The sequence below is a fragment of the Yersinia proxima genome (assembly GCF_902170785.1).
GTDB classification, from domain to species: Bacteria; Pseudomonadota; Gammaproteobacteria; order Enterobacterales; family Enterobacteriaceae; genus Yersinia; species Yersinia proxima.
On sequence record NZ_CABHYG010000004.1, the window covers coordinates 624775 to 651269 of the forward strand.

Below are 26495 nucleotides of genomic sequence, written 5' to 3' on the forward strand. Positions count from 1 at the left end.
TGCGTATGAAAAAGTTAACCGGCCTGATCGCAGCTCCGCACACTCCCTTTGATGAGCAGGGTGAAGTCAATTATCCCGTCATCGACCAAATTGCCGAGCATCTGGTGAATGATGGTGTGAAAGGGGTCTATGTGTGTGGCACCACGGGTGAAGGTATTCATTGCTCGGTAGAAGAGCGCAAAAAAATTGCCGAGCGCTGGGTAAAAGCCGCACAGGGTAAACTGAGCATTACCTTACACACTGGCGCACTGAGCATTAAAGATGCGGTCGATCTTTCGCGTCATGCCGAAACACTGGATATTTTCGCGACCTCAGCCATCGGCCCTTGTTTCTTTAAACCAGGTAATCTTGATGATTTAATTGCTTATTGTCAGGCAATCGCCGCCGCCGCACCATCAAAAGGCTTCTATTACTATCACTCCGGAATGTCTGGTGTGAATTTGGATATGGAACAATTCCTCATCAAAGCTGAATCAAAAATCCCAAATTTGTCAGGGATTAAATTCAATAATGCAGATTTGTATGAATTCCAACGCTGTCTGCGCGTCAGTGGCGGTAAATTTGATATTCCATTCGGGGTAGATGAACACTTACCGGGTGGCCTGGCTGTGGGCGCTATTGGCGCAGTCGGTAGTACTTATAATTACGCCGCACCGCTATTCCATAAAATCATTGCTGATTTTAATGCTGGTAATCAGGTTGCCGTTCAGCGCGGAATGGATCAGGTGATTGCCCTTATTCGTGTTTTGGTTGAATTTGGTGGCGTTGCTGCCGGTAAAGCCGCAATGCAATTACACGGTATTGATGCCGGTAATCCGCGCTTACCATTGCGCGCACTGACCAAAGAACAGAAACAGACTGTAGTAAACAGAATGCGTGATGCCATCGCGATTTAATTGCAATACATAACTCATCACAAAAAAAGAAAGGCCGGGAAACTGGCCTTTCTTCATTCAGAACAACTGCACTTATAAAGACAATAATTTAGTCAGCGATGGCGCAAAATAATAACTGCCGGTTACTGGCTTACTAAAACCTAATAACAGATCGTGCTTACCGTCTATTGAACCAAACATGCTCAGTAATTGCTGTTCGATATTGTGCAGCCGTGCGCAATAGGCAATAAAATATAAGCCATGTTTACCGCTGGCAGTGCCGTAAGGCAAACTTTGGCGCAAGATTTTCAGCCCCTTGCCATTTTCTTTAAGATCGACCCGACTGACGTGAGAGGTATCGGGGCGTTGATCTGAAGGCAATTCCTCACTGCCATGTTTGGTACGCCCTACAATTTGTTCTTGTTTATGTTCTGGAATACGTTGCCATTTTTTCAGGTCATGTTCATAGCGCTGAACCAAGACATAACTGCCGCCCGCATCTTCTTCGCCATCAGCAATAACAGCCACTTCCGGTCGTTTTTCACCTTGTGGATTTTCAGTACCATCAATAAAGCCCGTAAAATCACGCTCTTCAACCCAGCGGAAACCATGAGTCTCTTCTTCAACTGCAATAGCATCACCAAACGCAGCCACAGCAGCTTGCGCCAAAGTGAAGTTGATATCCTGGCGTAATGACTGAATATGAATTAATAAATCACGTTGGGTGGCAGGAGCAATCATCGGCGCTTTGCCCAATGCGGTAAAAGGCTTTAACTCTTTCGCGCCCTGACCATTAGACAAGTCATGCCAAATATCTGAACCGAAAGCGATAACTGCGCCTAAATGCTCATTGGGGAATTGCTGTTGTAACTCTTGCAATGCCTGACAGAATTTTTTACACCCTTGGCGAATGGCGTCAAATTCGCCCTGCACTTTTGCTTCCATAAAAATGGCAAAACGGCAATGCTCCAGCAAAATGCCACTCTGAACTTGAGTCATGTTACTTCCTCACTAACAGCGAATATTGATTATGCCGAATATCATAGCTGAAGCGATTAAAATAACCTTGCGTCAACGCAAAATAAAACTGAGCAGGGGTCGAGGGGTTTGAGCGAGGAGGATTGTTATTAAGAGGAGGATTGTTATTAAGGCGCCAGATATAAGCCGCGCCTTAATAATAGAAAGAGAATAATATTTATTCGCTTTTAGCGCGCCATATAATCTTACTAACTTTCCAGCTTTGCAGAGTATCGTCAGATGGCATTAGGCCTTCCGGACCATGCCAGTCACCATTGAATAAATAGCTAACATGTTGGCTGTCCGGTGCAGCGCATTCTATTTGCGCACTATCATCACCCGTACCTTGGCGGCAAACACCAAAGGCTTTTTTATATAAGTGGCTAAATGGCGTGCCGATACTGACACCCCATTGGCTCGGAATATCTTTATACATAACATCAATGCGCTCTACCGTGCCTTTGGGCTGGCCAGAGATAACCAACTTAATTTGGTCATCTTTCATTGCCTGATAGAAAGATACTAATTTGCCATCATTAGTTGCCATACCGCTGCGCAGCCGATAATCACCTTTCAGCCCTTCTTTAATCTCATTTTCGCTCAATGGCGTACTGGCCGTGATACCCCCAACACCGTTATCGGTAACTTGCATACTGCTGCTACTGCCAAACCAATTCAGCGGAGACAAACTTGACCAAGAAAAACCAGAGGTAGCTGAACAACCGGCCAGCAACAAAGGGGCCCCCAGCAATAACCAGCGCATCCCAGACAATCGTGGGCGAATATTCATCTAAAGCTCCTAAAAAAACCACCGCATCCCATCAGTTTTCCTGCAAAAAAGACCCTGCACGGAAACAAAAGCATGACAGTTGAAAATGATAACCAGAGATTGGAGTCCGGCCGGCTGAAAAAGTGCCCTCACACTACCGGCTTTCATCATTCTTTCCCATAATCGGTGTCATCAAACGAATTCACTCACAGAAGAAAATGCCGCCAATCAGCTTGATAAAATAGACTTTATCCCCATTTATACTCAACAGTCAGTCATTTTTCGCAATGTATTAATCACTTATTAGGCAAATTCTAACGTCATTTTGGTCTAGTATTGGGTAGCGAGGCTAACAACGCCTCTGCAATAATTCATTCATTGAAGGAGCAATAAAATGAAGAAACTAACCTTAGCTGCAACCTTGGTTATGTTATGCAGCACACCATTCCTGGCACAAAGTGCGTCAACCGCAGCGCAAGGTGGTTTTGACGGCCCGGCCATAACGCAGACTCAGCCTGCCGCTCAAGGTGGGTTCTCAGGGCCCAATGCCAGCAACACCACGGTAGATAAAGTGAAAACCATGCGTGATGATGCCCATGTTACCTTGCAAGGGAATATTACCGAGCGCCTGGGCCATGATACTTATACTTTCCGCGATAGCACTGGCACTATTACTGTCGATATTGATAGCAAACGCTGGAAAGGCCAAACCATCACGCCGCAAGATAAGGTCCAAATCGAAGGGAAAGTGGATAAAGACTGGAACTCTGTGGAAGTTGATGTGAAAAATATCACTAAGATTAAATAAGCCATCTGAAAGTAAGTGGAGTCGCAACCAACCTACTTGCGACTCCACATAATAACATCACTCACTAATATCATTGGATGCCTGAGCCATTTCAGTCACTACGACTATTGAATAAAAAGTACGGTTTTAAATTAAATTTAATAATCTAAACCCTCAATACTCCTGATCCACAATCAGCCGTTTGCCCAACATAATCGTGTCTTGGGTTTCGTAATCCAGCTTTTCATACATGCCGATCACCGCATCATTATCTTCGCGCACCATGATATTCAGCTTTGGGCAGCCGCGGGCGATGAGTTTCTTTTCCAGACGGCTGATCAGCGCATTGGCAAAGCCACTTTAAACTCTGGTGCGAACTGGGGGTGACACTATATTTTCAATAAAAATCAAAATATTATACAAACAAAGAATTGCAGAACACGAGGTTAAATTGCAGTATTGTGCGTTATAAGTGTGGCAAGATTGTGGCGTAGTAACATCAAGATTTAGTGTAAGATTTTTCCTGTTCCTCTACCGCGATGTCTTTTAATCACTCTGCAAATATTGCACTCATCTGAAACCCGATGCGATCCAATGCAAGAAGCATGGTCGCAAGATGGAGTGCTTATGCAAGACTTAATGACCGCCGAACAACTTTCTAAAATCATCCATAAAACCGTGGCCAGTATCCGCAGCGATGCCACACGCAATCCTATTTCATTACCACCTATCTGCCGATTACCCAATACTAAGCGCTTATTGTGGCGCTTGGAAGATGTAGAACAATGGTTGGCTGGCCATGTGTGTACTCCACAGCAACCTCCCCTACCTAGCTCAATTAATCTTGTTGTTCCTGCCAAACGTGGCCGCCCAACAAAAGCGGAGCAAATAGCCCGCAACAAAAAAAGATCGGTACTGCCGATAGCTCTTAAAACCGGACGATAATCTGGTGAGTGATATTGACGTTAAGCCTTCCCTTCTCACTCGCGTTAGAACGCTGCAAGCCAGCTCGCCAAAGAGAAATAAGGAAAAGACTAACGATAGGCAGTTAATGCCCCCTCATCTCCCAGAAATTGGTGAGCTTTATCGTACCATGCCAAATCATATAGCTCGCTCAAGCCTTTTTGCACCTATAGGAACCAAGCCGAAGCAGATATATAGCGATGTAACTCTCGTCAGCCGTCAAGATGCTGTAATTAAGTTCTCAGGTGAACAACTTGATGAATCTCAGGCTGATGTTTGGATGCAGGTAATGTTTGAAGCATCAAAATTCCCTTTGGGCCACCCTGTAGAAATTAATCGCTCAAAGTTCCTTCAAGCTATCGGTCGCACGACAACCGGAACAAACTACGAGTGGTTGCACAAAAGTATGGAGAAATTGGTATTAGCCATACTATCCATTCAGTTCAAATGTAATAGGAGCCAAAGGATACTAACTATCGGGAAAAACTCGGAGTTACATTTGATTAACTCCTTTGATTATGATGATAAATCTCAAAAACATATACTTCGTATAGACCCTCGTTGGAGCCTTATGTATAGAAATAATGAATACTCCCTTATTGATTGGAGTAAACGGCTAAAAATTGGTCATAAACAAGATATGGCCAAATCACTACAACGGCTGATTTCCACATCTAGTGATGAGATTCAATACTATTCTCTTGAATGGCTTAAAGAGAAGTTTGTTTACACTGGTCGCCTCAGAGATTTCAAACCAGCCATTGTTAAGGCCATGAAAGAATTAACTCGCCTTAAAATCATAACGGAAGCCCGGATCGAGAAAAGTAAAAAAGGCAATATTCAGACTGTGTGGCGCAGGCTAAAAAATTCGTAATTATGGCTCGCTGTTGCGTCGCGGTTTTATCGCTGTTGCGTCGCGCTTTGTCGCTGTTGCATCGCGCTTTATCGCTGCTGCGTCGCGCCGAATTCTCCGCAGCCCGCATGTAGCCTGCTTTCCAGAGCAGCGAAATTCCCTCTACCTTATTTCTACCAATAACTACCCTGACTTAGAGAAAAATCAGAGATAACAAACGCAGGTTTGAGAGTGAGAGTGGCGACTAAAATCCCGTTTCAAGACGTTTTACGCCAGAGAAAGGCGCTATGATGAAGCTAACGCGAATCCCCACAGTAGGTTGATCAAGATGAAACAGACGATATCAGTCAAGATCGCCCCAGAAATGAAAGACAGACTGGCGCAGCTTGCTCTCACGAAAGACCGCTCAATACACTGGTTATTGACGCAGGCTATTACGCGCTATGTAGAACAAGAGGAAAGGCGGGAATCGATCAAGGCTGCATCACTAGATGCCTGGATAAACTTTCAAATGACAGGGGTTGGAGTTCCATCAAAGGATGTTTGTGATTGGCTGTCCGATTTAGCACAAGGGAAATATCGAAACCCACCGCTCTGAGATGATAAATAAAGGAGTCCTCTCTAGTTTAGTTATCAACATACTTCGGCGGAAGAAACCAAATTTCGAGAGGACAGGCAGGTATTAACCCACTAACAATTATAGTGCTGAGTTTTTGCAAAGCAATTTCTGTAGCACAGAATGCAATCCAATTTTAAAAGTTAAAATCAAAGGCAACTTATTAAGGATTTTATTTTGCTATCATAATGCTAAATTTTAGCGGCTAAAATTTAAGTTTTGCTGGCAAAATGAATCAATATTAAAAGATGAGTTATATTTATCATCTTTTCTGCTCTCTAATTCTAATTTATCAATTTCGCTCGTTATAGTGGATAAAAGGTCTAACTCAATAAGTTCTGGAGTTAATAATTCACTATTTAAGATATTACGAACATTTTTAAAATAGACATCACAGATATAAATACCTACACCTTCAAGTTGAGTTTTTCTGTCTGTTATTAAGTGAAATCTATAAGCCGCTACAGCTCTGGCTAAATCTGCAATGGTCAATGTCTCTGTATAACCCAAATTTGCCGATATGGTTATTGCCGTTGAAAACTCTTTTAGTGGTGATGACGCCGATATCATTGGATGCGTTCGCATACAGGCCACCAATTGGCTGGTATGCCCCCACAGAGCCGCCCACAGCCCTCCTGGGCCATATTGGTACACTATCTCTATGTCATCAAAGAACATTTTGAGATCAGCTAAGGTCTTCTTTGTTATAGATTGATCGCCTTTAGCTATCGGATACCACTTCTTCGAAGTTGTTGTTTCAGGAATCTCTTTCCCATCGATTCTCATACTCTCAGTACGCAGATCAAACCATTTGGCGAATTGATTTGGATTGGTTGTATTAGTTCTTCGCATTAACTCTTGCATCAGAAAAGTAGTACGAACCTTATCCCTTTCGATTAACTCTTTTTTCGAAAACATATAGTGAGTTCACTCATAAGGTGTAGGAATTTTAAATAATACTACCATGCAAACTAACCAAGTCCAGATAATAATAAATCATCCAATGTTAATTGAGCCAAGTTTATGAAAAGTAATTTCGATATATTGATTGAAACACATGGAGCAGTGATAACACTGGAGCAACTCGCGGCCATTTTAAGTAGAAAACCAGAAGGTCTAAGAATGGCGTTATTGCAACCCAAAGAGCCTTGGGCCAAGAAGTTAAATGACAAGAAATTTTATGTCGGTAGAAGAATGTATTTCCCAACAGAAACAGTTTCAGAGGTAATTTCAGGCGACTTTCTATCACCATGAAAAGTTAAATTACGATATATCGTTTGCTCATATTTATATCTTATTTAATTTTCTTGGATATATCTTGGATTAATCTTCATTTCATCTTGGTTCTATCTCGGTTTTATCTTGCTCGAATCTTGGTTTTATCTTGATTGAGAAATATGTCTTGAAAACAAACTGGCAGATACGAGGGCAAGATAGGTGAAGTTAGCTAACCAGCAAGCTGGTTATCAATCTTCACTCTCCCTTATTCGCACCTTCGGCGCTCAACGGGGATCTTGCTCTGCGAGGCAAAAGTATTGGGCCTGTTATCTCCCGACACATGCCCTCATCACAGCGGAGAAAAATATGCATTGCACTAAGTTAGCGATAGCAACCAAGTTCACATTGGCCATCTTCATGGCGTCAACTGCCGTTTTCCCTGTTTCAGAGATTCAAGCGGCGGGTATCCCAGTGATGGATGCCACCAACCTCTCGCAAAACATCATGACCGCGATGGAAAGCGTGGCTCAAACACTAAAACAAATTGAGCAATATAAAACCCAATTACAGCAGTACGAAAACATGCTGCAAAACACCGCAGCACCTGCGGCATATATCTGGGATCAGGCCAACAGCACCATCAATCAACTGATGGGCGCAATTGATACTCTGAGTTACTACAAACAGCAGGTCGGCAACATTGATGCTTACTTGGCTAAATACCAGAACATCAATTTTTACCGGACATCCCCCTGCTTCAGCAGCAATAGCTGCACACCCGAACAGATGCAAATCATGCTGAATTCGCAAACCTATGGCTCAGAAGCACAAAAGAGGGCCAATGATGCGGTGCTTCGTGGTGTAGATCAGCAACAAACCGCCTTACAAAATGATGCACGCCAATTAGTCCACTTACAGCAACAAGCTCAGGGCGCGACTGGACAGATGGCTGCAATCCAGTACGCCAATCAGTTAGCCAGTGCCCAAACTAATCAATTACTGCAAATCAGGGGGCTGTTAGTCGCCCAACAAAATGCTGATGCCACCCGTTCCGCAGTTATTACCGATAGGGAAGCCCAGCAAGCAGCAGCTTCCCTTCATCTACGCAGAGGCTCATTTAAGAAAAGCCCCCCTGGAAGCTGGTGAGGACAACACGATGATCATAAAAATCGGTTTTGCAGTTGCGATATTAGTCCTTAGCGGATGCGATAACTCAAAAAACAATCAGTCATGCAGTGTTGTGCGCCACATGGAGGACTCCCCCCAACGTCGGGAGCTAGCTTCCAAATGTCTTCGTAAGGGCGAATTCAAGAAAAGCCCTTCCCAAAGTTGGTAATGGAGCAAATAAAATGAAAGTGAAAATATGTTCTAAATGGATGTTAGCGTTAGCCAGTTTCCTCATGTGGTATTCCGTTAACGCCACAGCAGCAATTGATAACTCAGGGATAATGAATACGGTATTAGACCGCTTTCAGAGCGCCGCCAGTGGTTGGGGGGCTGTCATGGTTCAATACGCTTCATGGTTATTCTGGGAAATGGCTTTATTAAGTATGGTTTGGACTTTTGGCATGATGGCATTAAGAAAAGCAGATATTCAGGAGTTCTTCGCAGAAGCATTACGTTTTCTGTCTGCCACTGGCTTCTTTTTCTGGATATTGGTTAATGCCCCTTCAATAGCAATGTCGATCATTAAATCGACTCAAATGATCGGAGCTGAAGCCGCTGGCTTAGGTAGCCAACTACAGCCCTACGATATTGTTGATATGGGGTTTGATATTCTCTTTCGTGCGTTTGATCAGTCAACTTTTTGGGCACCAGTCGATGCAACCTGCGCCATTCTTTTCTCGCTAGCGACATTACTGATTTTAACGCTAATAGGTGTACAAATGCTGCTACTGCTCGTGACCAGTTGGATACTTGCATACGCCGGTATTTTTCTACTGGGTTTCGGTGGTAGTCGGTGGACATCAGACATCGCAATTAACTACTACAAAACAGTAGTGGGAGTCGGAATACAGCTAATGATGATGATTTTGCTGGTTGGTATTGGCAAAACATTTCTGGATGAATATTACTCAAAGTTGAGTGATACCATCAGTTTGAAAGAAATGGCTGTAATGCTAGTTGTCACAGTCATTTTATATGCTCTCATCAACAAAATTCCAACGCTACTGGCAGGTATAGTCGGCTCTGGGTCGATACAAAGTGGTATCGGCACTTTTGGGGCTGGGGCTGTAATGGGTGCTGCAAGCATGGCCGGTACCGCAGTTGCTACAGCTGCATCAGGAGCAATATCGGCAGCAACCAGTGCCGCAGGTGGCACATCAGCGCTTCAGGCAGCATTTGAATCAGCGCAACAAAGCATTGACGCTGGTAGTAGCCCAAGTGGTGAAGGACGTAGCTCGTCAGGAGGTGACTTTTCAGAAGCAATGGGAAGAGCAGGAGGTTTTGCTAAATCTATGGGGTCTAATCTAGCTGATGCGGCTCGTGATACCATGCAAGAGAAAGCCAGTTCAATAAGAGATTCAGTGCAGCATGAAGTTTCAGGAACCACTGGCGGTAAAATTGCTTCTTCTATTCGTGAAAGCACGCAATCAAGAATGAATGCTGGAACATCTCAAGATACTTTCGAGAATGACAGCCTTGGTGCGGGGAAAAGCACTGCGACTGAACGCCCCAATGTAGAAAGCCTTAGTGAACAAGAAATGATCGATAACTTCGTTAATAAAACGCCAAGGGATGATAGCTAATGGACAATTCACAACCAATCAAGCAGGTTGAAAATTTCATACCCTTTTTAAATGAGTTAATAACAATTATCGCTACACCAGCTGAAAATACTCAGCCACAAAGCCAAGCCATAGCTTTTGCAGACCTACTGGTTGATATCAGTGTTATGTTGCACTGCCACCTTAGCGGTGGCCCTGTGATATCAGCACTACAAATTGACGCGCTAAAAGCTGATGCCAGGAAAATTATAAGATAGCCGAGTAAAAAGATTATTCAGCAAATCCAGCGTAGCAATCAGACGCTGGTTTTTTTATTTCGTAATACCCACCGCTCATGATTATCCTGGACGTTAAACCAAAACTCGGGATTAGTATCGAAGAATGCTGCTAGCAGAGATATTTCCTTAGCATTTATCCGATCAGTTCCTTCACAGATCGCCCTAACCCGCTCAATAGAAAGCCCAAGCTCTTCCGCAAGCATAGGCTGACTAATATTGGCTGGATTAATAAACTCCTCAACCAGCATGACAGCTACAGTTGTAGGCTCTCGTGAAATAGTATCCATATCACTCCTATCGGCTTGTATTTATACTAAACAGTGCTAGGTTAGTATCTATTAACCTTCAGGGGAGAAGAATATGGCAAAGTCTATTATCGACCTAATTGGTAGAGAAGAAGCCAACAGGCTGATGGCCGCAGCTGTAGCCAAAGCAGCTCAAGAGAATAGAGATCTTGGATTGCCGGAACCAGTGAAGGTTAATGGGGTGTGGGTTAAATCATTTACGCAAAAAGAGCCATTAATAAACAAAAAATAAACGCGTTGTATGTCATCTTTAAAAATATGTTTTATCTTTGTCTGAACCTATCTAGCTTAAGCCATTTTAGCCGTAAAAACTCTTTGACTCACATAAATTTATGTGTAAAAATCGCATAAATCCAACCCTATGTCTATAATTTATTTTAGGGAACAACAATGACCTACGAAAAATTTATTGAAGAACTAGATAAAGCGGGTCTTAGTGTTAGAGCTTTCGCAGACCTCATTGGCATGAATAGAAATTCAGTTTCTAACTATGCAAGTAGTGGTGTAGTTCCACATCACTTAGCTTTGATTGCTGTATTATTAAGCGAAATGAAAGCCGAGAGAATTGATTTTTCAGCAGTCATTCATAAAGTTAGCACTACACGCAAAAAACCGCGAGGTAAAGCACAGCACGGTCGTTTTGGTGGGAAAGATATAGCCTTAAATGGAAATAATTCGAGGGTAACTCCTATATGATAATTAGTTTTCAAAAGTAAATACTTTCATATCTATACACAATGTGTTTTAGCTTAAAAAATGAAGATATCATAAATAATGACAAATATTAAAAAAACAAATAAGAATATTTACAACAAGAAAATAAATTCATTTTTTTCCGGTATTGGTGGGTTTGATCTAGCATTTGAAAAAAATGGTTTTGTTCCAACATTTTTTTGTGAAAATAATGCTTTTTGTCGAAATGTTTTAGAAAAAAACTGGCAAGGCATTAAAATATCTAAAGATATTAGCCAATTAAATGTTAGTGAAATCCCTGAGGCGGGCATATGGACCGCTGGTTTTCCTTGCCAAGACCTATCGCTTGCAAGAACTCCACATGGAACTAGGAATGGCTTAAAAGGTAGCCAGTCAGGGTTGTTTTTTACATTTTTAGATTTAGTTTCACAGCATCTTCCTCAAGTCGTTCTATTAGAAAATGTTGCTGGATTGCTTAACTCCCATAAAGGTGCTGATTTCAATACTCTCATAAAATCACTTACTAGATTAGGTTATGCCGTTGCATGGAGAGTATTAAATGCCCGTTATTTTGGTGCTCCGCAATCTAGACCAAGAGTTTTTATTTGTGCTTGGAAAGGATCACCATCAAATGCGATAGAAACATTATTTGAAAATGAAATAGTGCCAATACCTAAGCAAGAAAGAAAAGGATTCTTAACTGAATCTAAATGTCCTGTATCAGGCATATCCGTGGCACAACTTTCTTACTGTATTTCAGCTACTTCTGGCCGTCATACAGGGCTAGACTGGGCAAGGACTTATGTTACATACCCAAGAGCAGTACGTAGATTAACTCCCTTGGAATGCGAACGTTTACAGGGTTTCCCCGATAACTGGACAATACCTAATATTAATGGTGTTACTTCAATGCGCAGCTTTGAAAGTAACCGATATCATGCTATAGGTAATGCAGTTTGTGTTCCTGTTGTTGAATGGATCGCAAAGCGGATTTCAAAAATACTTGATAACAAAAGCTCTCAGCTCAAAAATATTGATGAAAACTGCATAGAAGAACATTTAAAAAGTTTAGTTGGTACGCATATATCAGCACAAAATGAAATTAGAAATTTTTCAGATAAAGAAATTGATCTTAAATGGAAGTCAGGTGGTCTTGCATTCGGTGATTTTTTTGCCACAATGCCAGTATCATCAGCGCCCCAAAAGGCTATTACATCCATGCTAATTGACGTGATAGATAAAAATATCACAGATGATATTTATTTCTTAAGTCCCAATGCCATACAAGGTATTCTAAGGCGAGTCGATAAACTCGGAAGAAATCTATTTCCTCCATTAGATTCAGTATTAAGAAAAATTTATCAGCAGCATAATACGGATAGTGAAAAATTTATCAGATCCGAGACAACAGTTACACCTATTAAACAAATAGCCATATAGAAGCCTAAACCGTGACTAATTACTTTATAATGAGACTAGGTATTGATAGCGAAGATGTCATCAAAAAAATTGATGCATGTCACAGCTATTCTTCACTGCCATTCTATATTTCGGTGAAATGTAAGCAAGTACCTAAGGATATCGGACTAAACGATATTTCTATCATTTGGCTTGGAACTAATAACAAGAAAGGGGGAAAAACTCCTTGGACTCAAGGTATTAGGGCTCTAGGTAAGATTTTAGACATTTCTGGAGGCGTGGAATATAGTGATACGAAAACAGTTCATGTAGAAATTGGAGTAACACTGCCTCGTTCAATTACAAAAATGGATATCGTTACACAACAAAGCAAGTTATATTCAGAAATTGCGGCCATGCCAGTCTTAGGTGTTAATAATTACAGTAGCCAAGTGATTCAAAAAATAAATTCACTTGATGAAAGTCAAAGTATTTCCTCATTATTTTCTGCACTTGAAGATATATCTCCAGGTTTCAAATCGGCGGCGTTAGATTTTGAACCAAGACTTTATGATAATTTTATAAATCCTTCTCATCTGAAATATAAAATGATGCATTCTGAAATAGATGCAGATGGTTTAGAGCCGGATGGGGATAGAGATTCTGATACTCATATTGAGGTACCATTTAATCCTAGTAAGATTGATATTATTGCAAAGGCAATGACTATTAGTTCATTAGAAGACAGGTTAGAAAATTATGAACTAGACTTAACACCAGATTTCCAGAGGCAAGCCAATATCTGGGATAATAAGAGAAAATCTAGACTAATAGAATCAATTCTATTAAACATTCCTTTGCCATCATTCTATTTTAGTGAAGATAGAAATGGAGGATACGCAGTTGTTGATGGCTTACAACGGTTGTGTGCTATATTCCATTTCAAAAATGTGAAAATATTGAATTTTGCTACTGGTACAGAATACCCTCCCCTAAAGCTAGTCGGGTTACAATATCTTAAAGATATTGAAGAATGCACCTTCCAAGAACTTGATAGAAAATTCCAGAGAAGAATTTCAGAACTAGAAATTTCTACAAATATAATTCGAGCTAACACTCCCGCAGCTGTTAAATTTAATGTTTTCGCTAGATTAAACCAGGGCGGAATGCCACTAAATGCTCAAGAAATAAGGAATGCCATATTCCCTGGACATTGGAGAGATATATTAAGAAATCTTGCTGATAGTAAAGAATTTAGAACAGCTACAGAAGATAAAATACAAAGACTCAGACAGCAAGATATGGAATTAGTACTCAGATTTATTTGTCTTTGGCAATTAGATGCACCTTACAATAGGCCAAGTGGTCAAACTTTAGATGAGTTCCTTAACTATACTGTCGAAAAAATATTAAGCCAATGGGATGATAGTCAGTGGGAAGAGGCTAGGAATGCTTTTTTTCATGCTATTGATGCTACATATAAAGTTTTTGGAAAACATTCATTCCGAAAAAGTATTGGGGATCAACAACGAAAACCAATAAACAGAGGACTATTTGAAGCAGAATTAATAGTATTTGGTTCTCTTAACGAAAAAAATCTATCAAAAATAATATCTAACAAAGTATTTTTTGAAAAATACTTTAAGGAAGCTCTTGATTTTGATACTGCTTTCGTACAATCCTTGCTTTATGGAACGGGTTCAGCTGAATCTTCAAATGCTAGGATCAATGCTTTAAAACGAATTTGCAACGAGGTTTAAAATGTTCGATAAAATTGAATTGCATAATTTCAAATCTGCCCGACAATTATCTATACAATTGTCTCCATTAACAGTTTTAACTGGTCTTAACGGCTCGGGAAAAAGCTCTATATTACAAGCCTTGGCTTTGCTAAAACAAAGCTTAAAACAGGATAAGACGAACCAAAATCTTATCCTCCGTGGAGAGTTGATTAAATTAGGGAAAAGCGAAGATGTACGATTCGAAAATGCTGATGATGATACAATTTCTTTAACTTTATTAATGGATTCTGGTACAGTTAAATTTTCTGCTATTGCACTACCTGATGCCGATACATTATCCCTGACAACAGAAGGGGATGTCGGAAGTATCATCGATGCATTTTCAAATGGCTTTCAATTTATACAAGCGGATAGAATAACTCCAGCAACTCAGTATGATCAAGCAAGTACGCCAGAACAAATTGAAGGTTGGCTTGGATGCAATGGTCAATACACTATTGACTATTTGCTAAGAAATGGCACAAATAAAATATCCACTTCTCGTTTATTCCCTAAAGAACACCCAAGCTTATCATCAGAGTTTTTAGCTCAAATAGCTCCTACTGAAAGCTTACTTGATCAAACTACAGGTTGGCTCCAACTTTTGAGCCCAGGCGTTCGCCCACGCGCTGTAGCGTTGGAATTAGCAGATGCAACATCTCTACGGTTTTCTTATACTGGTTCTTCTGTAGATTCCACAAGTAGAGAGCATAGACCATCAAATGTAGGTTTTGGTTTAACATATTCACTTCCTATAATTGTTGCTTGCTTGTCTGCAAAAAAAAATAGCTTATTACTACTCGAAAATCCTGAGGCTCATCTCCATCCTCGTGGTCAGTTTGCCTTAGGTACATTATTAGCCTGTTGTGCTGCTGATGATGTACAAATTATTGTTGAAACTCATAGCGACCATTTATTAAATGGAATAAGAGTAGCAACAAAAAACAATCTAATTAACAATGAAAATGTTTCCGTTCACTTCTTCTCTCGTGATATAGAGGGTGGTGAAACATCTATTATTTCACCGGTTTTATATTCCAATGGGCGGTTCAGTGAATGGCCTGAGGGTTTCTTTGACGAATGGAGCAAAGCTCTTGATGAGCTTCTTGATATATAGATATGAATATGTCCGTTTTATTTCTAGATGATGCATCACGTTTTTATGAAGAAACCTCATTCAATGATGCAGAAATTGCTGCGCTTGAGTTAATTAATGTATTGAAAGGCATTAGAAAGATAAATAAGAAAATAGCCATAAATACAGCCACACCTATTCATCTGTATTTAGTTTCTAATAATTATTCTCTACAACAAATATTACGTGGCAATAATTACACTGAAGAGTGGGCCTTTATCCGTATGCTTAATGATTATTCGCCATTCTCTGTTGAAGTAGAAAAATATTTAGAAGAAGTAATTTGCTCAGAACTCCGTACCGAGGGAAATGGTATACAGTCAAGTGCTCTAGCATGGGCTATGGTATTAGATACTGCAGTGGTTAGCTTTAATTTCAATAATGATTGGAGTAGATCCTGGGTAAAAGTTATTTACTCTACCCTAGATGATAATGGCGAGATAATTAGTCATAATAGTAGAGTAAAAAATGCTTGTAACGAAAATCACTTAGAAGAACATACACAATGGTTGAGAAATTTGGGGTTAGGTAGTGTCCCGGATGTTGAAAAAATTTGGTCTGAGAGAGCTAGTTTATACCCAAAACTACGCTTTCTTCCTAGAGTAAAAAAAGATCTTAAGAGTTTAGAAAACAGTGGATTACCATTTACTAATGCTATTTTGGCTTTAGAAATCTTATCTAAAGATGCGATTAATTGGACAGTTCCAAGTTTATGGCCTGTATTTTCAACAAAAGAAAGTCCTGAGGGAGAAACAAGGAAAAGATTATGTTGGGTTTTCGATGAAGATACATCTTCTGAAGAATTATTTGACTGGCATATTCGCTTTACGGGTAATGTTGCAGGGCGTATACATTTTAGAGTAGATCAAAGAAATCATAATATTGTTGTGGCGTATATTGGGGCAAAAACCATGAAGAAAATATGTGATGCTTAGGCCAAGAAAAAAGCTAATCATCGAAAAAATTGATTTTTATATTTTGACTTGGCAATATTCTGCTCTTATTGCAATAACATACGATTTTTTTACATTAACTTCTTCGCCAAATCCTCTGCCCTAGGATGATAGTATCTCATCAACATTCTAGGGTCTTTGTGGCCAGTTATTTTTGTGAGTTCGTGCATGGGAAAGATTTCAGCCAGACGTGATGTGGCTTCATGGCGTAAATCGTGGAATCGCAAATCCAGTAAATAATCTGAGTTGGCTTTCTTTCCTGAAGCAGCACATTCTTGCTCATACAGTTTACGAGCACGCTTTCTGGCTCTATCGAATGCACAGCTTATTGCGTCAACTCGGGCTTTAAATACCCGATCATCAGTTGAATTCTCGTCCTCTTCCCTGGCCTCCGCGATAACCTTTAACTTTTCTAATGCGGCCACCGCTTTTGAAGAAAGCGGCACATCACGCGAATCGCCATTTTTCGTCTTAGGCAGATGAGCGACACGCAGCTTTAAATCGACATATTTCCAGCGTAACCCAACAATTTCACCACGTCGCATAGCCGTTTCTAACGCCAGGCAAACCGCTGATGGCAATATCGGAGATTGAGTATTGGTAATAATCCGCTCGATTTCGTCCTGAGCGGTGTTTCTTGGCGTTTTGAGCTTATTATCTGATTCGTCTATGGCTTGCACAGCCTCAACCGCTATACGCCGTGTACGGGCATTATCCGGCTGGGGTTTACGGATCAGGTCAACAGGATTAATCAGGCTTTCCATTCCCCACTCTTTGCGGGAAATATTAAATAAGTGGGAAAGCAGAGATAAGCGACGTAGCACCGTAGCCGGCGCATAGTCTTTTAGCCATTCGTCTCTTAATTTGGCGACATCGGCACTACGAATACTGGCCATATAACATCTGGCTAATGGTTGCCGTTTAAAGATGCGGATAATAGACCTATCTTGCACCGCTCCCTTTTTGTTGACGACAATTTCATTTTCATAACGCACAAGCGAGTCATATAGCGTTGTCGATTCCGATTCGCTACGACTAAGCCACACGCCACGAGCCATTTCTGACTCAACCATTTTTGCCCAGGCATCAGCCTCAGCTTTGGTATTAAACGTTTTAGTTTGTGACGGGAAGCCACGTTTACGGATTTGAGTTTCCCATTGATAGGCACCACGCTTGCGGATCGTCGCCATTCTGCACTCTTTTATTTCCAACTGTGGCAAGAGTGTGGCAAAAAAGATTTTATTTATCTATGCGCATGGATAAGTTATGGCAAATAAGGTCGATTTGAGGAGAGAGAAACAGCAGAAAACATAAAAATTGGCGGTTAAAATTTTTGAGATAAAGGCCAAAATCACCTTATCTATTGCTCGGTCATTTCGGCCAGTGGTGCTATTGAATCAGAAGTGAATTAAAAATTAAATATCTTTTAAATTCAACCAACTAAACCCTCAATACTCCTGATCCACAATCAGCCGTTTGCCCAACATAATCGTGTCTTGGGTTTCGTAATCCAGCTTTTCATACATGCCGATCACCGCATCATTATCTTCGCGCACCATGATATTCAGCTTTGGGCAGCCGCGGGCGATGAGTTTCTTTTCCAGACGGCTGATCAGCGCATTGGCAAAGCCACGTCCCCGGAAATCAGGATGAACGCCCAGATAATAAGCCGAACCTCGGTGGCCATCATAACCGCCCATTACCGAGCCAACAATCGCGCCACTGACTTCCGCCACCAGAAACAATTCGGGATCATGATTTAGTTTACGTTCAATATCCATTTCCGGATCATTCCAGGGCCGCAGCAAGTCGCAATGCTCCCACAGCAGAATCACTTCTTCAAAATCACTTTGCTGAAATACACGGATTTCCATGGATATTCGCACCCTTGAGTCAAATGGATATGCTGTTCATTACACAAAATTATATCACGCAATAATAAAGTGATATTTCCCATAGTGATAGTACGTAATGATAGGAGAGCTGGATAAATCTTGTCGGATTCCAACCCACTCAGCACAACTCCACATCGAGAGTACAACAATGGCAGCAAATCGCGGTATACTTAGCCTCTGAAAATTTCCAGCTAACTAGAACCCTTCTGATGAATTTACCCGATATCGCCCAAATCAAAACCTACCTACTGGATTTGCAGGATAAAATCTGTGCCGCTCTGACTGACGCTGATGGCAGTGCTACATTCACGGAAGAGAATTGGGTGCGTGAAGAAGGTGGCGGTGGCCGCAGTCGGGTATTGGTCAAAGGGGCGGTTTTCGAGCAAGCCGGGGTGAATTTTTCACATGTTTCAGGCGCAACATTGCCAGCATCAGCCACCGCACATCGTCCTGAACTGGCTGGGCGCAGTTTTCAGGCACTCGGCGTGTCGCTGGTGATTCATCCCAATAGCCCTTACCTGCCCACTAGCCATGCCAACGTGCGTTTTTTTATTGCTGAAAAACCTGGCGAAGATCCGGTGTGGTGGTTTGGTGGTGGTTTCGATTTAACCCCATTCTATGGCTTTGAAGAAGATGCCATTCACTGGCATCAAACTGCTTATAATCTGTGCCAACCCTTTGGTGAACAATTTTATCCGCGTTATAAAAAATGGTGTGATGATTATTTTTATATTAAGCACCGCAATGAAGCCCGAGGTATTGGCGGCTTGTTCTTCGATGATTTAAATAATCCGGACTTTGATACCTGTTTCAACTTTACTCAAGCAGTGGGCGACGGTTTCCTTGATGCTTATATGCCGATTGTCGCGCGGCGCAAAACTCTGAGTTGGGGCGAGCGTGAGCGCGAATTTCAGCTTTATCGTCGGGGCCGTTATGTTGAGTTTAATTTGGTCTGGGATCGTGGCACGTTATTTGGTTTACAAACCGGTGGTCGCACAGAATCTATTTTAATGTCCATGCCACCACTGGTGCGCTGGGAATATAATTACCAACCGGCAGCAGACAGCGCTGAAGCGGTACTGTACCGCGATTTTCTGCCAGTAAAAGACTGGTTGGCTGCTGGAGAACATCACTGATGCAAATTTGGGTTGATGCGGACGCTTGTCCAAATGTTATTAAAGAAGTTTTATTTCGTGCCGCAGACCGAACCGGCATGATGTTAACGCTGGTGGCGAATCAACCACTAAAAACCCCGCCGTCAAAGTTTATTCGCACACTACAAGTTGCTTCTGGCTTTGATGTTGCTGATAACGAAATCGTGCAGCGCGTCGAAAAAAATGATCTGGTCATCACTGCAGATATTCCGTTGGCGGCCGAGGTGATTGAGAAAGGAGGAGTTGCTTTAAATCCGCGCGGTGAACGCTATACTCCAGATACTATCCGTGAGCGGTTGAATATGCGCGACTTTATGGACACCATGCGCGCCAGTGGTATTCAAACTGGAGGCCCTAATACCTTAAATCAGCGCGATCGCCAGCAATTTGCCAACGAGCTGGATAAATGGTTACAGCAAGCCATTAAAGCGCGAGTCTAAATATCGATAACTAAAAATTTAGCGCTATCTCTGCCCCTGCCAGCCCAAAATGAATAATTTGGTTTTATCGTGCTATATACTTTATATAAACCTTCAATGCGGGCTGGCATATGAAAAAATTTGATTACAATCTGGTAAAATTGCTGCAATGCCTGATTGAGTTTCGTAGTGTTACCCGCACAGCAGAAGAGCTGGATGTCGCAATTTCAACGGTTAGCCACGGTCTTGCTCGTTTAAGACGTGAATTCAATGACCGGATTGTCATTAATACCAAAGACGGTTTGGTTCCGACCACACTTGCAATAACACTTAACAGTCATTTTTCATCTGCCGCAGATCTGATTGATAATGCCATTGCTGCCGGGAAGAATAGTGATTCAGCCCAAAGCTCACTGACAATCAGTGCCAACCCATTAATTCAACATTGGTTGAGTTGTCAAATATACAAACTCTCACAGGACGGCGATATTAGTGAGAGTTTCACTATCAAATATGTTGATAGCTACTATAGCAGCGAACAGCGAGTATCACGGTTAAGAAATAGTGAAGTAGATATCGACATTGGCTCTATTTTGAATATTGATCGGTCATTAGTCAGTTATCATTTGGGATCATTTCCACTTGGAATTTTGTTAAGTAATTCCCATAGCCGAATTTCTGGTGACGTAAGCAAAGATGATTGGTTGCAGGAACAACGCTTAATTTGGAATCTCAATATGCAAGGGGCTTTATTTGCTCCGGGGCGCTCGTTTAAAGATATTCACGTCAATAATAATAATGCTAAAATTCAAACAACCAACTCGCTCAATGCGGTAACCTTAATCGCCAATACAGACTACTTAGCGATTTTTCCTTTCATGATGCAGTCATTCTTAGCACAGCAATTCAATGTACGCATGTCCCCTCTCCCCTTCTCAAATGATGGTTTAGTATCGTTTTATGCCTATATCCACAAAAAATCCGACTCAAATGATCTGATAAAAAAATGTCTTAAAATCATATCAAGTCTTAATTAACGGAGACTAGCAACACACAGCCTGATTAAGCAATTTATTATAAAGTTGCCCTACCGATTTAACTTTTAGTTTAATATAAATACTGTGTCTATGACCACTCACCGTTTTTTCACTAATATCCAACTTCTGTGAAATACGTTTATTATTGTCACCCAATAAAATCAGACTAAGTATTGTATATTCTCTTTGCGTAATTTTGAATTTTCTCAAATAATAAATATAGAGAATATCATCAATGTTGATGTTATTATTACTTCGTCCTTTAATGGTTGTACTATCAGAAAGGACTAACTCTAACCCTTGAATACTATTGTATAAATCAAAAGATAGATAAGAGGTTTGTTTAATAACAATGTGTTCTATTTCAAGAATTTTCTCGCCAATAATACTGACTATTTTAAAAGGATGATATCTCATCCGTTCTTTCAATGAAATTATCATATTCAACCAGTTTTCACCTGGCCAGGTATAATCTACTATTAAGAAGTCGACGCTATGCGTCTCAACATAATCACAGGCCTCAGCGATATCAGTAAAATTATTTAGCGATATTAAATGATTAGATTTTCTGAGTGGCATGACATCCGAGACTATATAGTCTAATCCTGCACCAAAAAATGATGACTGACTTAAAGATACAACTGAAATCATTGGATTACCCTTGAGATTAAACAAACGAACACAGCGCATCAATCTATTGATAATCATGTTATCAATACCAATAGATAAAGTAATTCAGACACACCTTGTCGTGCTGGGAATAATCCTATGATGTAAAAGCAGACCACAACAGATCTTAAAGTGAAAAGACATTTAGCAAAAACAGAATGACATTTAAAATCATTATGTTACATTAAAAAAAACCTTTTAAAAAAAGATAAAAATGAGAAATTAATTGCTATTAAAATTTATCAAAGTTGAACGCTATCCTAAAAAAACAAGACATATCTTATTAAATAGTCACTAGCAAGATTCAATATTCTGAATTAATTATAAAAGCAACCGATAATAGATCTATTTTTATCGTATAAAGTCGATTTTATTTATTCATATAATTTACGAATAAGAGGCCAACGTGCATCCGCTATTTTTCAATTCAGTCTAGCAGGGGGAACTAATATAGTTCCCCCGCTTCGCCTGGTTATAACACCAGAAACTACAATGGCTGGGTTTGCGCTTCTACTACCGCTAACGCCACCATATTTACGATTCGGCGCACAGAAGCAATCGGCGTTAGAATATGAACCGGTTTTGCCACCCCCATCAGCACCGGCCCAACGGTTACGCCCTCAGAAGTGGTCACTCGCAACAAGTTATAACTGATTCGCGCCGCTTCCATATTCGGCATAATCAGTACGTTAGCAGATCCCTTCAATGGACTATCCGGCATCAGGTTATGGCGGATACTTTCCACCAGCGCGGCGTCACCGTGCATTTCACCGTCAATCTCCAGTTCAGGTGCCATCTGATTCACCAACTCGAGTGTACGGCGCATTTTGCGCGCGGCCGGGCAATCCGATGTACCAAAACTCGAGTGAGATAACAGTGCCACTTTGGGCTCAATACCAAAACGGCGTACCGTTTCAGCCGCCATCAAAGTAATCTCAGCCAATTGCTCCGGTGTCGGGTCATCATTGACGTAAGTGTCGGCGATAAACGTATTGCCAGTTGGCAGCAACAGCGCATTCATCGCGCCCGCTACATGCGCCCCTTCTCGGAAACCAAAGACTTTCTCAACCACATCATAATGCTCATGATAAGTGCCAATGGTGCCGCAAATCATCGCATCGGCTTCCCCCCGATGAACCATAATGGAGCCAATCAGGGTCGGGTTGCCAATCACTGCACGACGCGCCTGTTCCTGTGAGACACCACGGCGCTTCATGATTTGATAGTATTCATGCCAATATTCATTAAAGCGTGGGTCAGACTCATTATTGACCACTTCGAAGTCTTTCCCCGCCGTAATTTGCAGGCCTAACTTCTTCAGCCGAGTCTCAATCACGCTTGGGCGGCCAATCAAGATAGGATAGGCCAATCCTTGAGAAACAAGTTCTTGAGTCGCATGCAATACTCGCTCTTCTTCCCCTTCTGCCAAGACTACCCGCTTTATCTCTTTTTTCGCTTGCGAGAAAATCGGCTTCATAAACAGATTGGTTTTGTAGACAAATTCCGTCAGTTTTTCGATATAAGCACTAAAGTCAGTGATTGGACGGGTTGCCACACCGGAATCCATTGCCGCTTTCGCCACCGCCGGTGCTATTTTCACAATCAAACGCGGGTCGAATGGTTTAGGAATAATGTATTCAGGGCCAAAGGAAAGGTCTTGTTCACCGTAGGCTGATGCCACCACATCGCTCTGTTCAGCCAGTGCCAGGTCAGCAATCGCGTGTACACAAGCCAGTTTCATCTCTTCATTAATGGTGGTCGCGCCCACATCTAATGCGCCACGGAAAATGAACGGGAAGCACAGCACGTTATTCACTTGATTCGGGTAGTCCGAACGGCCGGTGCAGATAATCGCATCAGGGCGCACGGCTTTTGCCAGTGGCGGCAGGATTTCAGGTTCGGGGTTCGCCAGCGCCAAAATCAGCGGGCTGGGGGCCATGGTTTTCACCATATCTTGCGTGAGGACACCGGGGCCGGAGCAGCCGAGGAAGATATCCGCATTAGGAATGGCATCACCTAGCGTGCGCTGCCCGTTATCTTCAATCGCGTAAGCCGCTTTAGTTCCTTCCATGTTGGCTTCGCGGCCTTTATAAATCACACCTTTGGAATCACATACCGTAATGTTGTGATGCTTTAATCCCAGTGCAACAAGCAAGTTCAGACAGGCTATGGATGCAGCACCAGCCCCAGAAACCACCAGCTTCACATCGCTGATATCTTTTTTCACGACACGCAAGCCGTTGAGCACCGCTGCGGTACAGATAATCGCAGTGCCATGTTGGTCATCATGGAACACTGGGATCTTCATGCGCGCACGCAATTTCTGCTCAATATAAAAACACTCAGGTGCTTTGATATCTTCCAGATTAATGCCGCCAAATGTCGGCTCTAGTGAAGCAATAATGTCGATCAGTTTATCGGGATCGTGTTCATCTACTTCAATATCAAACACATCAATGCCGGAGAATTTCTTAAACAGAACCCCCTTCCCCTCCATGACCGGTTTACCCGCTAATGCGCCAATATTGCCCAACCCCAGCACCGCAGTGCCGTTTGAAATAACGGCGACCAGGTTGCCGCGCGCCGTATATTTATAGGCAGCCAGTGGATCAGCCGCAATTTCCAGACACGGAGCAGCAACACCTGGAGAATAAGCCAGTGCCAAATCCCGTTGGGTCGCCAGCGGTTTGGTCGGTGATACCTGAATTTTCCCCGGAGTAGGATATTGGTGAAAATCAAGCGCACTCTGTTTCAATTGTTCGTCCATTGTAGGTTCCCTTTGCTTTTATTCTTTGAGGTGGTAGGGAACCAGTATAGTGAGTGAATTATCACAATCTATGAAGCAGGACATACTCTGCATAACATTTTTATATCAACAGCATAATTTATACCCTAGATAATTCGAGTTGCAGGAAGGCGGCAATTGAGTAAATCCCGATGAGTTGACGCCAGTCAATGATTCGGGTGAGCGAAAGCAGCCAACGCACATGCAGTTTGAAGTATGAAGTATGAAGTATGAAGTATGAAGTATGACGGGTATACTGATCAATCAGCGGGGAATAATTAACAATTGGGGAGTTAAGTGCCGCGAAATCACGGCAATAAAAATAGATCTGAACGCTGAAAAAGGAATACTAACCTAATAAATTGTGGATTTGTGCATATTGTAACAGCATGATGGTCTTACCATCTTTAATTCGGCCATCCGCGATCATGGCAATGGCTTCAGTGAAAGGTAACTCAACCACCTCGATAACTTCATCTTCAACGCCGACATCATCAGTCACTTTTTGAGCCACATGATATTCCGCAGCAAAGAAATGGATAACTTCAGTTACGCCCCCCGGTGACATATAGGCTTCAAATAGCTTCTGTACGTTATCAACCCGATAACCGGTTTCCTCCATGGCTTCACGGCGAATACACTCTTCCGGCGAGTCGTTATCCAGCAAACCGGCACAAGTTTCCAGCAACATGCCGTCGGTATTGCCGTTGACATAGGTGGGCATTCGAAATTGGTTAATCAGCAAGACGGTGCCATTGGAGCGGTTATACAACAAAATAGTCGCGCCATTTCCTCGGTCATACACTTCACGAATCTGTTGTACTGACGTTCCATTATCATCTATTAAATCAAAGGTGTACTTGTGGAGCTTGAACCAGTTTTTAGATAACAATTCACTGCGAATATTTTCAATTTTGACTGACATAAGACCTTCTTTAATCCCCAAAACATCCTAGAATTTTATTTAATTAGCTAACGCTAGTCTTTGTTCATTTGCAATAGGAACAGGCGCAATAAAAATGCCCCGATAACGGAGCATTTAAGATGAGATATTGGGAACGTTGCTATCAGAAACCAGTAGGCACATCCTTCATATCCGGCAACTTATGGGCGATACCTTTGTGGCAATCAATACAGGTTTTGCCTTCTTCAATCGCTTTACTGTGCATTTTCGCCGCCACCGTTTTCTGAGCAGTAAAGTCCATATTATCGAAATTATGGCAGTTGCGGCACTCTTGCGAACCATTGGCTTTCATCCGCGCCCACTCGTTTTCCGCCATCGTCAAGCGATGAGCCTCAAACTTCTGTGGCGTATCAATCAAACCAAAGGTCTTGGCATACAGCTCTTTACTGGCTTTGATTTTACGCAACATTTTCGGTCCCCACTCATGGGGTACATGGCAATCCGGGCAGGTTGCCTTCACACCACTGCGGTTGCTGTAGTGGATGGTTCCCATATATTCCTGATAAACGTTGTCTTTCATTTCATGGCAGCTAATACAGAATTTTTCAGTATTCGCCATTTCCATGCCGGTATTAAAACCGCCCCAGAAAATGATGCCACTGACAAAGCCAATTAGCAGTAACGTGCCAAGCGCCAGCCGGCTTGGCCGACGCCACCATTGCCATATTCGTTTGATCATGCCGGGCTTTTTAGTTTCATTCATTGTTTATTCTCACAATAGCCATCTCGCTTATTGACCAAAGCCAGGTGCTGGCTGGAAGCTATTACCGACAATCGGTGCTGCATCAGTTTGTGGCACATGGCATTGCAAGCAGAAGTAGCGACGTGGGGATACTTCACTCGATACCTTGCCATCGCGGTCAATAAAGTGGGTTGGGCTAACACGCGGCGCACCCGTAGTACGATAATGTTCAACGCCATGACATTGCAGGCAACGGTTGGTGTTTTTGCTGATTTGATAGCCATCTACACTATGTGGGATCAGCGGTGGTTGGTTAACATAGTTCAGCGCCATCCGCTGTTGCTGTTTGGGCATTTTCACCTTACCTTCTGCCGTAGCAGAGACTTCAGGTGATTGACTTAAATCCATCTCGACATTGCTGGCAGCATTGACGACACCGGCTATCAGCAATACCGCCAGTAGCGATATCACTGATATTACCCGGCGATTGAATGCGTGAAACATCGTGTTATTCATTATT

General features: G+C 42.0%; 30 protein-coding genes and 1 pseudogene. 19 read left to right on the forward strand and 12 right to left on the reverse strand.

The genetic code is table 11. The features are described 5' to 3' along the window. The first annotated feature begins 5 nt into the window (after nt 1–5). Nucleotides 6–896: a dihydrodipicolinate synthase family protein gene (locus tag FTB31_RS04870; RefSeq protein ID WP_077294592.1), complete on the forward strand. Its 891-nt coding sequence runs from the start codon at nt 6–8 to the stop codon at nt 894–896. 72 nt (nt 897–968) lie between these two features. On the opposite strand, the gene FTB31_RS04875 is transcribed toward FTB31_RS04870, so the two are convergent. Both FTB31_RS04875 and FTB31_RS04880 read right to left on the reverse strand, forming a co-directional pair. Beyond that, nucleotides 969–1874, reverse strand: coding sequence for a Dyp-type peroxidase (locus tag FTB31_RS04875; RefSeq protein ID WP_227731158.1), 906 nt, complete (start codon nt 1872–1874; stop codon nt 969–971). A gap of 196 nt (nt 1875–2070) precedes the next feature. Next, complete coding sequence (locus FTB31_RS04880) at nt 2071–2682, reverse strand: RpoE-regulated lipoprotein (protein ID WP_227731159.1); 612 nt, start codon at nt 2680–2682, stop codon at nt 2071–2073. Between the two features lie 373 nt (nt 2683–3055). Between FTB31_RS04880 and FTB31_RS04885 the strand changes: the two genes are divergently transcribed. Next, nucleotides 3056–3469: a YgiW/YdeI family stress tolerance OB fold protein gene (locus tag FTB31_RS04885; RefSeq protein ID WP_227720065.1), complete on the forward strand. Its 414-nt coding sequence runs from the start codon at nt 3056–3058 to the stop codon at nt 3467–3469. A 153-nt stretch (nt 3470–3622) separates the two neighbouring features. Here the strand turns inward: FTB31_RS04885 and FTB31_RS04890 are convergent. After that, a pseudogene (locus tag FTB31_RS04890) lies at nt 3623–3805 on the reverse strand (GNAT family N-acetyltransferase); the annotation flags it as partial. 270 nt (nt 3806–4075) lie between these two features. Between FTB31_RS04890 and FTB31_RS04895 the strand changes: the two are divergent. The 3 genes from FTB31_RS04895 (at nt 4076) to FTB31_RS04905 (ending at nt 5862) form a co-directional block, all read left to right on the forward strand. Then, a complete protein-coding gene (locus tag FTB31_RS04895; RefSeq protein WP_227731160.1) occupies nt 4076–4393 on the forward strand; it encodes a DNA-binding protein in 318 nt (105 codons plus the stop codon). A gap of 4 nt (nt 4394–4397) precedes the next feature. Beyond that, a complete protein-coding gene (gene trfA / locus FTB31_RS04900; protein ID WP_227731161.1) occupies nt 4398–5285 on the forward strand; it encodes a plasmid replication initiator TrfA in 888 nt (295 codons plus the stop codon). A 307-nt stretch (nt 5286–5592) separates the two neighbouring features. Beyond that, nucleotides 5593–5862, forward strand: coding sequence for a CopG family ribbon-helix-helix protein (locus tag FTB31_RS04905; RefSeq protein ID WP_083163381.1), 270 nt, complete (start codon nt 5593–5595; stop codon nt 5860–5862). A gap of 216 nt (nt 5863–6078) precedes the next feature. Here FTB31_RS04905 and FTB31_RS04910 read toward each other — a convergent pair whose 3' ends face one another. Continuing rightward, complete coding sequence (locus FTB31_RS04910) at nt 6079–6798, reverse strand: hypothetical protein (RefSeq protein ID WP_050164063.1); 720 nt, start codon at nt 6796–6798, stop codon at nt 6079–6081. A 105-nt stretch (nt 6799–6903) separates the two neighbouring features. Between FTB31_RS04910 and FTB31_RS04915 the strand changes: the two genes are divergently transcribed. The 5 genes from FTB31_RS04915 (at nt 6904) to FTB31_RS04935 (ending at nt 10084) form a co-directional block, all read left to right on the forward strand. Then, nucleotides 6904–7134 carry a hypothetical protein gene (locus FTB31_RS04915; protein WP_011815845.1) on the forward strand — a complete coding sequence of 77 codons (231 nt, stop codon included), beginning with the start codon at nt 6904–6906 and terminating at the stop codon, nt 7132–7134. A 330-nt stretch (nt 7135–7464) separates the two neighbouring features. Then, nucleotides 7465–8244: a P-type conjugative transfer protein TrbJ gene (gene trbJ, locus FTB31_RS04920; RefSeq protein WP_046050486.1), complete on the forward strand. Its 780-nt coding sequence runs from the start codon at nt 7465–7467 to the stop codon at nt 8242–8244. Between the two features lie 10 nt (nt 8245–8254). Continuing rightward, nucleotides 8255–8434 carry an entry exclusion lipoprotein TrbK gene (gene trbK, locus FTB31_RS21565; protein ID WP_227731162.1) on the forward strand — a complete coding sequence of 60 codons (180 nt, stop codon included), beginning with the start codon at nt 8255–8257 and terminating at the stop codon, nt 8432–8434. Between the two features lie 13 nt (nt 8435–8447). Beyond that, complete coding sequence (trbL, locus tag FTB31_RS04930) at nt 8448–9848, forward strand: P-type conjugative transfer protein TrbL (RefSeq protein WP_100191311.1); 1401 nt, start codon at nt 8448–8450, stop codon at nt 9846–9848. Further along, nucleotides 9848–10084: a hypothetical protein gene (locus FTB31_RS04935; protein WP_100191312.1), complete on the forward strand. Its 237-nt coding sequence runs from the start codon at nt 9848–9850 to the stop codon at nt 10082–10084. The genes trbL and FTB31_RS04935 overlap by 1 nt, the downstream gene beginning before the upstream one ends. A 38-nt stretch (nt 10085–10122) precedes the next feature. Here FTB31_RS04935 and FTB31_RS04940 read toward each other — a convergent pair whose 3' ends face one another. Continuing rightward, nucleotides 10123–10392: a helix-turn-helix transcriptional regulator gene (locus tag FTB31_RS04940; RefSeq protein ID WP_227731163.1), complete on the reverse strand. Its 270-nt coding sequence runs from the start codon at nt 10390–10392 to the stop codon at nt 10123–10125. Between the two features lie 73 nt (nt 10393–10465). On the opposite strand from FTB31_RS04940, the gene FTB31_RS04945 reads away from it, so the two are divergent. From FTB31_RS04945 to FTB31_RS04970, 6 genes are all read left to right on the forward strand, one after another. Beyond that, on the forward strand, nt 10466–10642 hold the full coding sequence (locus FTB31_RS04945) for a hypothetical protein (protein ID WP_227731164.1): 177 nt from the start codon (nt 10466–10468) through the stop codon (nt 10640–10642). A gap of 158 nt (nt 10643–10800) precedes the next feature. Further along, nucleotides 10801–11106 carry an XRE family transcriptional regulator gene (locus FTB31_RS04950; RefSeq protein ID WP_227731165.1) on the forward strand — a complete coding sequence of 102 codons (306 nt, stop codon included), beginning with the start codon at nt 10801–10803 and terminating at the stop codon, nt 11104–11106. Nucleotides 11107–11184: 78 nt separating this feature from the next. Further along, nucleotides 11185–12543: a DNA cytosine methyltransferase gene (locus tag FTB31_RS04955; protein WP_227731166.1), complete on the forward strand. Its 1359-nt coding sequence runs from the start codon at nt 11185–11187 to the stop codon at nt 12541–12543. Nucleotides 12544–12554: 11 nt separating this feature from the next. Next, entirely contained in the window at nt 12555–14261 is a 1707-nt protein-coding gene (locus tag FTB31_RS04960; protein ID WP_227731167.1) for a DUF262 domain-containing protein, read from the forward strand. A gap of 1 nt (nt 14262) precedes the next feature. Continuing rightward, entirely contained in the window at nt 14263–15399 is a 1137-nt protein-coding gene (locus FTB31_RS04965; protein ID WP_227731168.1) for an AAA family ATPase, read from the forward strand. A gap of 8 nt (nt 15400–15407) precedes the next feature. Continuing rightward, nucleotides 15408–16352: a hypothetical protein gene (locus tag FTB31_RS04970; protein WP_227731169.1), complete on the forward strand. Its 945-nt coding sequence runs from the start codon at nt 15408–15410 to the stop codon at nt 16350–16352. An 89-nt stretch (nt 16353–16441) separates the two neighbouring features. Here FTB31_RS04970 and FTB31_RS04975 read toward each other — a convergent pair whose 3' ends face one another. Together FTB31_RS04975 and FTB31_RS04980 are read right to left on the reverse strand one after the other, a co-directional pair. Next, entirely contained in the window at nt 16442–17560 is a 1119-nt protein-coding gene (locus FTB31_RS04975) for a site-specific integrase (protein ID WP_227731170.1), read from the reverse strand. A gap of 258 nt (nt 17561–17818) precedes the next feature. Then, complete coding sequence (locus FTB31_RS04980; RefSeq protein ID WP_005172297.1) at nt 17819–18244, reverse strand: GNAT family acetyltransferase; 426 nt, start codon at nt 18242–18244, stop codon at nt 17819–17821. A gap of 230 nt (nt 18245–18474) precedes the next feature. Here FTB31_RS04980 and hemF point away from each other — a divergent pair, with 230 nt between their 5' ends. From hemF to FTB31_RS04995, 3 genes are all read left to right on the forward strand, one after another. After that, complete coding sequence (hemF, locus tag FTB31_RS04985; protein ID WP_050076277.1) at nt 18475–19401, forward strand: oxygen-dependent coproporphyrinogen oxidase; 927 nt, start codon at nt 18475–18477, stop codon at nt 19399–19401. Next, complete coding sequence (locus tag FTB31_RS04990; RefSeq protein ID WP_050076279.1) at nt 19401–19859, forward strand: YaiI/YqxD family protein; 459 nt, start codon at nt 19401–19403, stop codon at nt 19857–19859. Before hemF ends, FTB31_RS04990 begins: the two co-directional genes overlap by 1 nt. A 110-nt stretch (nt 19860–19969) precedes the next feature. Continuing rightward, entirely contained in the window at nt 19970–20875 is a 906-nt protein-coding gene (locus tag FTB31_RS04995; protein WP_077173772.1) for a LysR family transcriptional regulator, read from the forward strand. Nucleotides 20876–20881: 6 nt separating this feature from the next. Here FTB31_RS04995 and FTB31_RS05000 read toward each other — a convergent pair whose 3' ends face one another. The 5 genes from FTB31_RS05000 to napB form a co-directional block, all read right to left on the reverse strand. Continuing rightward, on the reverse strand, nt 20882–21526 hold the full coding sequence (locus FTB31_RS05000; protein ID WP_227720064.1) for a LuxR C-terminal-related transcriptional regulator: 645 nt from the start codon (nt 21524–21526) through the stop codon (nt 20882–20884). Nucleotides 21527–22031: 505 nt separating this feature from the next. After that, nucleotides 22032–24311: an NADP-dependent oxaloacetate-decarboxylating malate dehydrogenase gene (gene maeB, locus FTB31_RS05005; RefSeq protein ID WP_050076281.1), complete on the reverse strand. Its 2280-nt coding sequence runs from the start codon at nt 24309–24311 to the stop codon at nt 22032–22034. A 367-nt stretch (nt 24312–24678) separates the two neighbouring features. After that, nucleotides 24679–25254, reverse strand: coding sequence for a GDP-mannose pyrophosphatase NudK (gene nudK / locus FTB31_RS05010; RefSeq protein ID WP_050076282.1), 576 nt, complete (start codon nt 25252–25254; stop codon nt 24679–24681). Nucleotides 25255–25396: 142 nt separating this feature from the next. Next, the gene (gene napC / locus FTB31_RS05015; protein ID WP_050076284.1) at nt 25397–25996 is read right to left on the reverse strand and encodes a cytochrome c-type protein NapC; all 600 of its coding nucleotides are present in this window, start codon (nt 25994–25996) and stop codon (nt 25397–25399) included. A gap of 27 nt (nt 25997–26023) precedes the next feature. Then, nucleotides 26024–26491, reverse strand: a complete 468-nt coding sequence (gene napB / locus FTB31_RS05020) for a nitrate reductase cytochrome c-type subunit (protein WP_050076285.1) — start codon at nt 26489–26491, stop codon at nt 26024–26026. Nucleotides 26492–26495: the final 4 nt, after the last annotated feature.

What these genes read in the sequence shown, in the direction of transcription:
- FTB31_RS04870 (WP_077294592.1), top strand. Translation starts at nt 6, where the DNA reads ATGAAAAAGTTAACCGGCCTGATCGCAGCTCCGCACACTCCCTTTGAT.
- FTB31_RS04875 (WP_227731158.1), bottom strand. Translation starts at nt 1,874, where the DNA reads ATGACTCAAGTTCAGAGTGGCATTTTGCTGGAGCATTGCCGTTTTGCC.
- FTB31_RS04880 (WP_227731159.1), bottom strand. Translation starts at nt 2,682, where the DNA reads ATGAATATTCGCCCACGATTGTCTGGGATGCGCTGGTTATTGCTGGGG.
- FTB31_RS04885 (WP_227720065.1), top strand. Translation starts at nt 3,056, where the DNA reads ATGAAGAAACTAACCTTAGCTGCAACCTTGGTTATGTTATGCAGCACA.
- FTB31_RS04895 (WP_227731160.1), top strand. Translation starts at nt 4,076, where the DNA reads ATGCAAGACTTAATGACCGCCGAACAACTTTCTAAAATCATCCATAAA.
- FTB31_RS04905 (WP_083163381.1), top strand. Translation starts at nt 5,593, where the DNA reads ATGAAACAGACGATATCAGTCAAGATCGCCCCAGAAATGAAAGACAGA.
- FTB31_RS04910 (WP_050164063.1), bottom strand. Translation starts at nt 6,798, where the DNA reads ATGTTTTCGAAAAAAGAGTTAATCGAAAGGGATAAGGTTCGTACTACT.
- FTB31_RS04915 (WP_011815845.1), top strand. Translation starts at nt 6,904, where the DNA reads ATGAAAAGTAATTTCGATATATTGATTGAAACACATGGAGCAGTGATA.
- trbJ (WP_046050486.1), top strand. Translation starts at nt 7,465, where the DNA reads ATGCATTGCACTAAGTTAGCGATAGCAACCAAGTTCACATTGGCCATC.
- trbK (WP_227731162.1), top strand. Translation starts at nt 8,255, where the DNA reads ATGATCATAAAAATCGGTTTTGCAGTTGCGATATTAGTCCTTAGCGGA.
- trbL (WP_100191311.1), top strand. Translation starts at nt 8,448, where the DNA reads ATGAAAGTGAAAATATGTTCTAAATGGATGTTAGCGTTAGCCAGTTTC.
- FTB31_RS04935 (WP_100191312.1), top strand. Translation starts at nt 9,848, where the DNA reads ATGGACAATTCACAACCAATCAAGCAGGTTGAAAATTTCATACCCTTT.
- FTB31_RS04940 (WP_227731163.1), bottom strand. Translation starts at nt 10,392, where the DNA reads ATGGATACTATTTCACGAGAGCCTACAACTGTAGCTGTCATGCTGGTT.
- FTB31_RS04945 (WP_227731164.1), top strand. Translation starts at nt 10,466, where the DNA reads ATGGCAAAGTCTATTATCGACCTAATTGGTAGAGAAGAAGCCAACAGG.
- FTB31_RS04950 (WP_227731165.1), top strand. Translation starts at nt 10,801, where the DNA reads ATGACCTACGAAAAATTTATTGAAGAACTAGATAAAGCGGGTCTTAGT.
- FTB31_RS04955 (WP_227731166.1), top strand. Translation starts at nt 11,185, where the DNA reads ATGACAAATATTAAAAAAACAAATAAGAATATTTACAACAAGAAAATA.
- FTB31_RS04965 (WP_227731168.1), top strand. Translation starts at nt 14,263, where the DNA reads ATGTTCGATAAAATTGAATTGCATAATTTCAAATCTGCCCGACAATTA.
- FTB31_RS04970 (WP_227731169.1), top strand. Translation starts at nt 15,408, where the DNA reads ATGTCCGTTTTATTTCTAGATGATGCATCACGTTTTTATGAAGAAACC.
- FTB31_RS04975 (WP_227731170.1), bottom strand. Translation starts at nt 17,560, where the DNA reads ATGGCGACGATCCGCAAGCGTGGTGCCTATCAATGGGAAACTCAAATC.
- FTB31_RS04980 (WP_005172297.1), bottom strand. Translation starts at nt 18,244, where the DNA reads ATGGAAATCCGTGTATTTCAGCAAAGTGATTTTGAAGAAGTGATTCTG.
- hemF (WP_050076277.1), top strand. Translation starts at nt 18,475, where the DNA reads ATGAATTTACCCGATATCGCCCAAATCAAAACCTACCTACTGGATTTG.
- FTB31_RS04990 (WP_050076279.1), top strand. Translation starts at nt 19,401, where the DNA reads ATGCAAATTTGGGTTGATGCGGACGCTTGTCCAAATGTTATTAAAGAA.
- FTB31_RS04995 (WP_077173772.1), top strand. Translation starts at nt 19,970, where the DNA reads ATGAAAAAATTTGATTACAATCTGGTAAAATTGCTGCAATGCCTGATT.
- FTB31_RS05000 (WP_227720064.1), bottom strand. Translation starts at nt 21,526, where the DNA reads ATGATTTCAGTTGTATCTTTAAGTCAGTCATCATTTTTTGGTGCAGGA.
- maeB (WP_050076281.1), bottom strand. Translation starts at nt 24,311, where the DNA reads ATGGACGAACAATTGAAACAGAGTGCGCTTGATTTTCACCAATATCCT.
- nudK (WP_050076282.1), bottom strand. Translation starts at nt 25,254, where the DNA reads ATGTCAGTCAAAATTGAAAATATTCGCAGTGAATTGTTATCTAAAAAC.
- napC (WP_050076284.1), bottom strand. Translation starts at nt 25,996, where the DNA reads ATGAATGAAACTAAAAAGCCCGGCATGATCAAACGAATATGGCAATGG.
- napB (WP_050076285.1), bottom strand. Translation starts at nt 26,491, where the DNA reads ATGAATAACACGATGTTTCACGCATTCAATCGCCGGGTAATATCAGTG.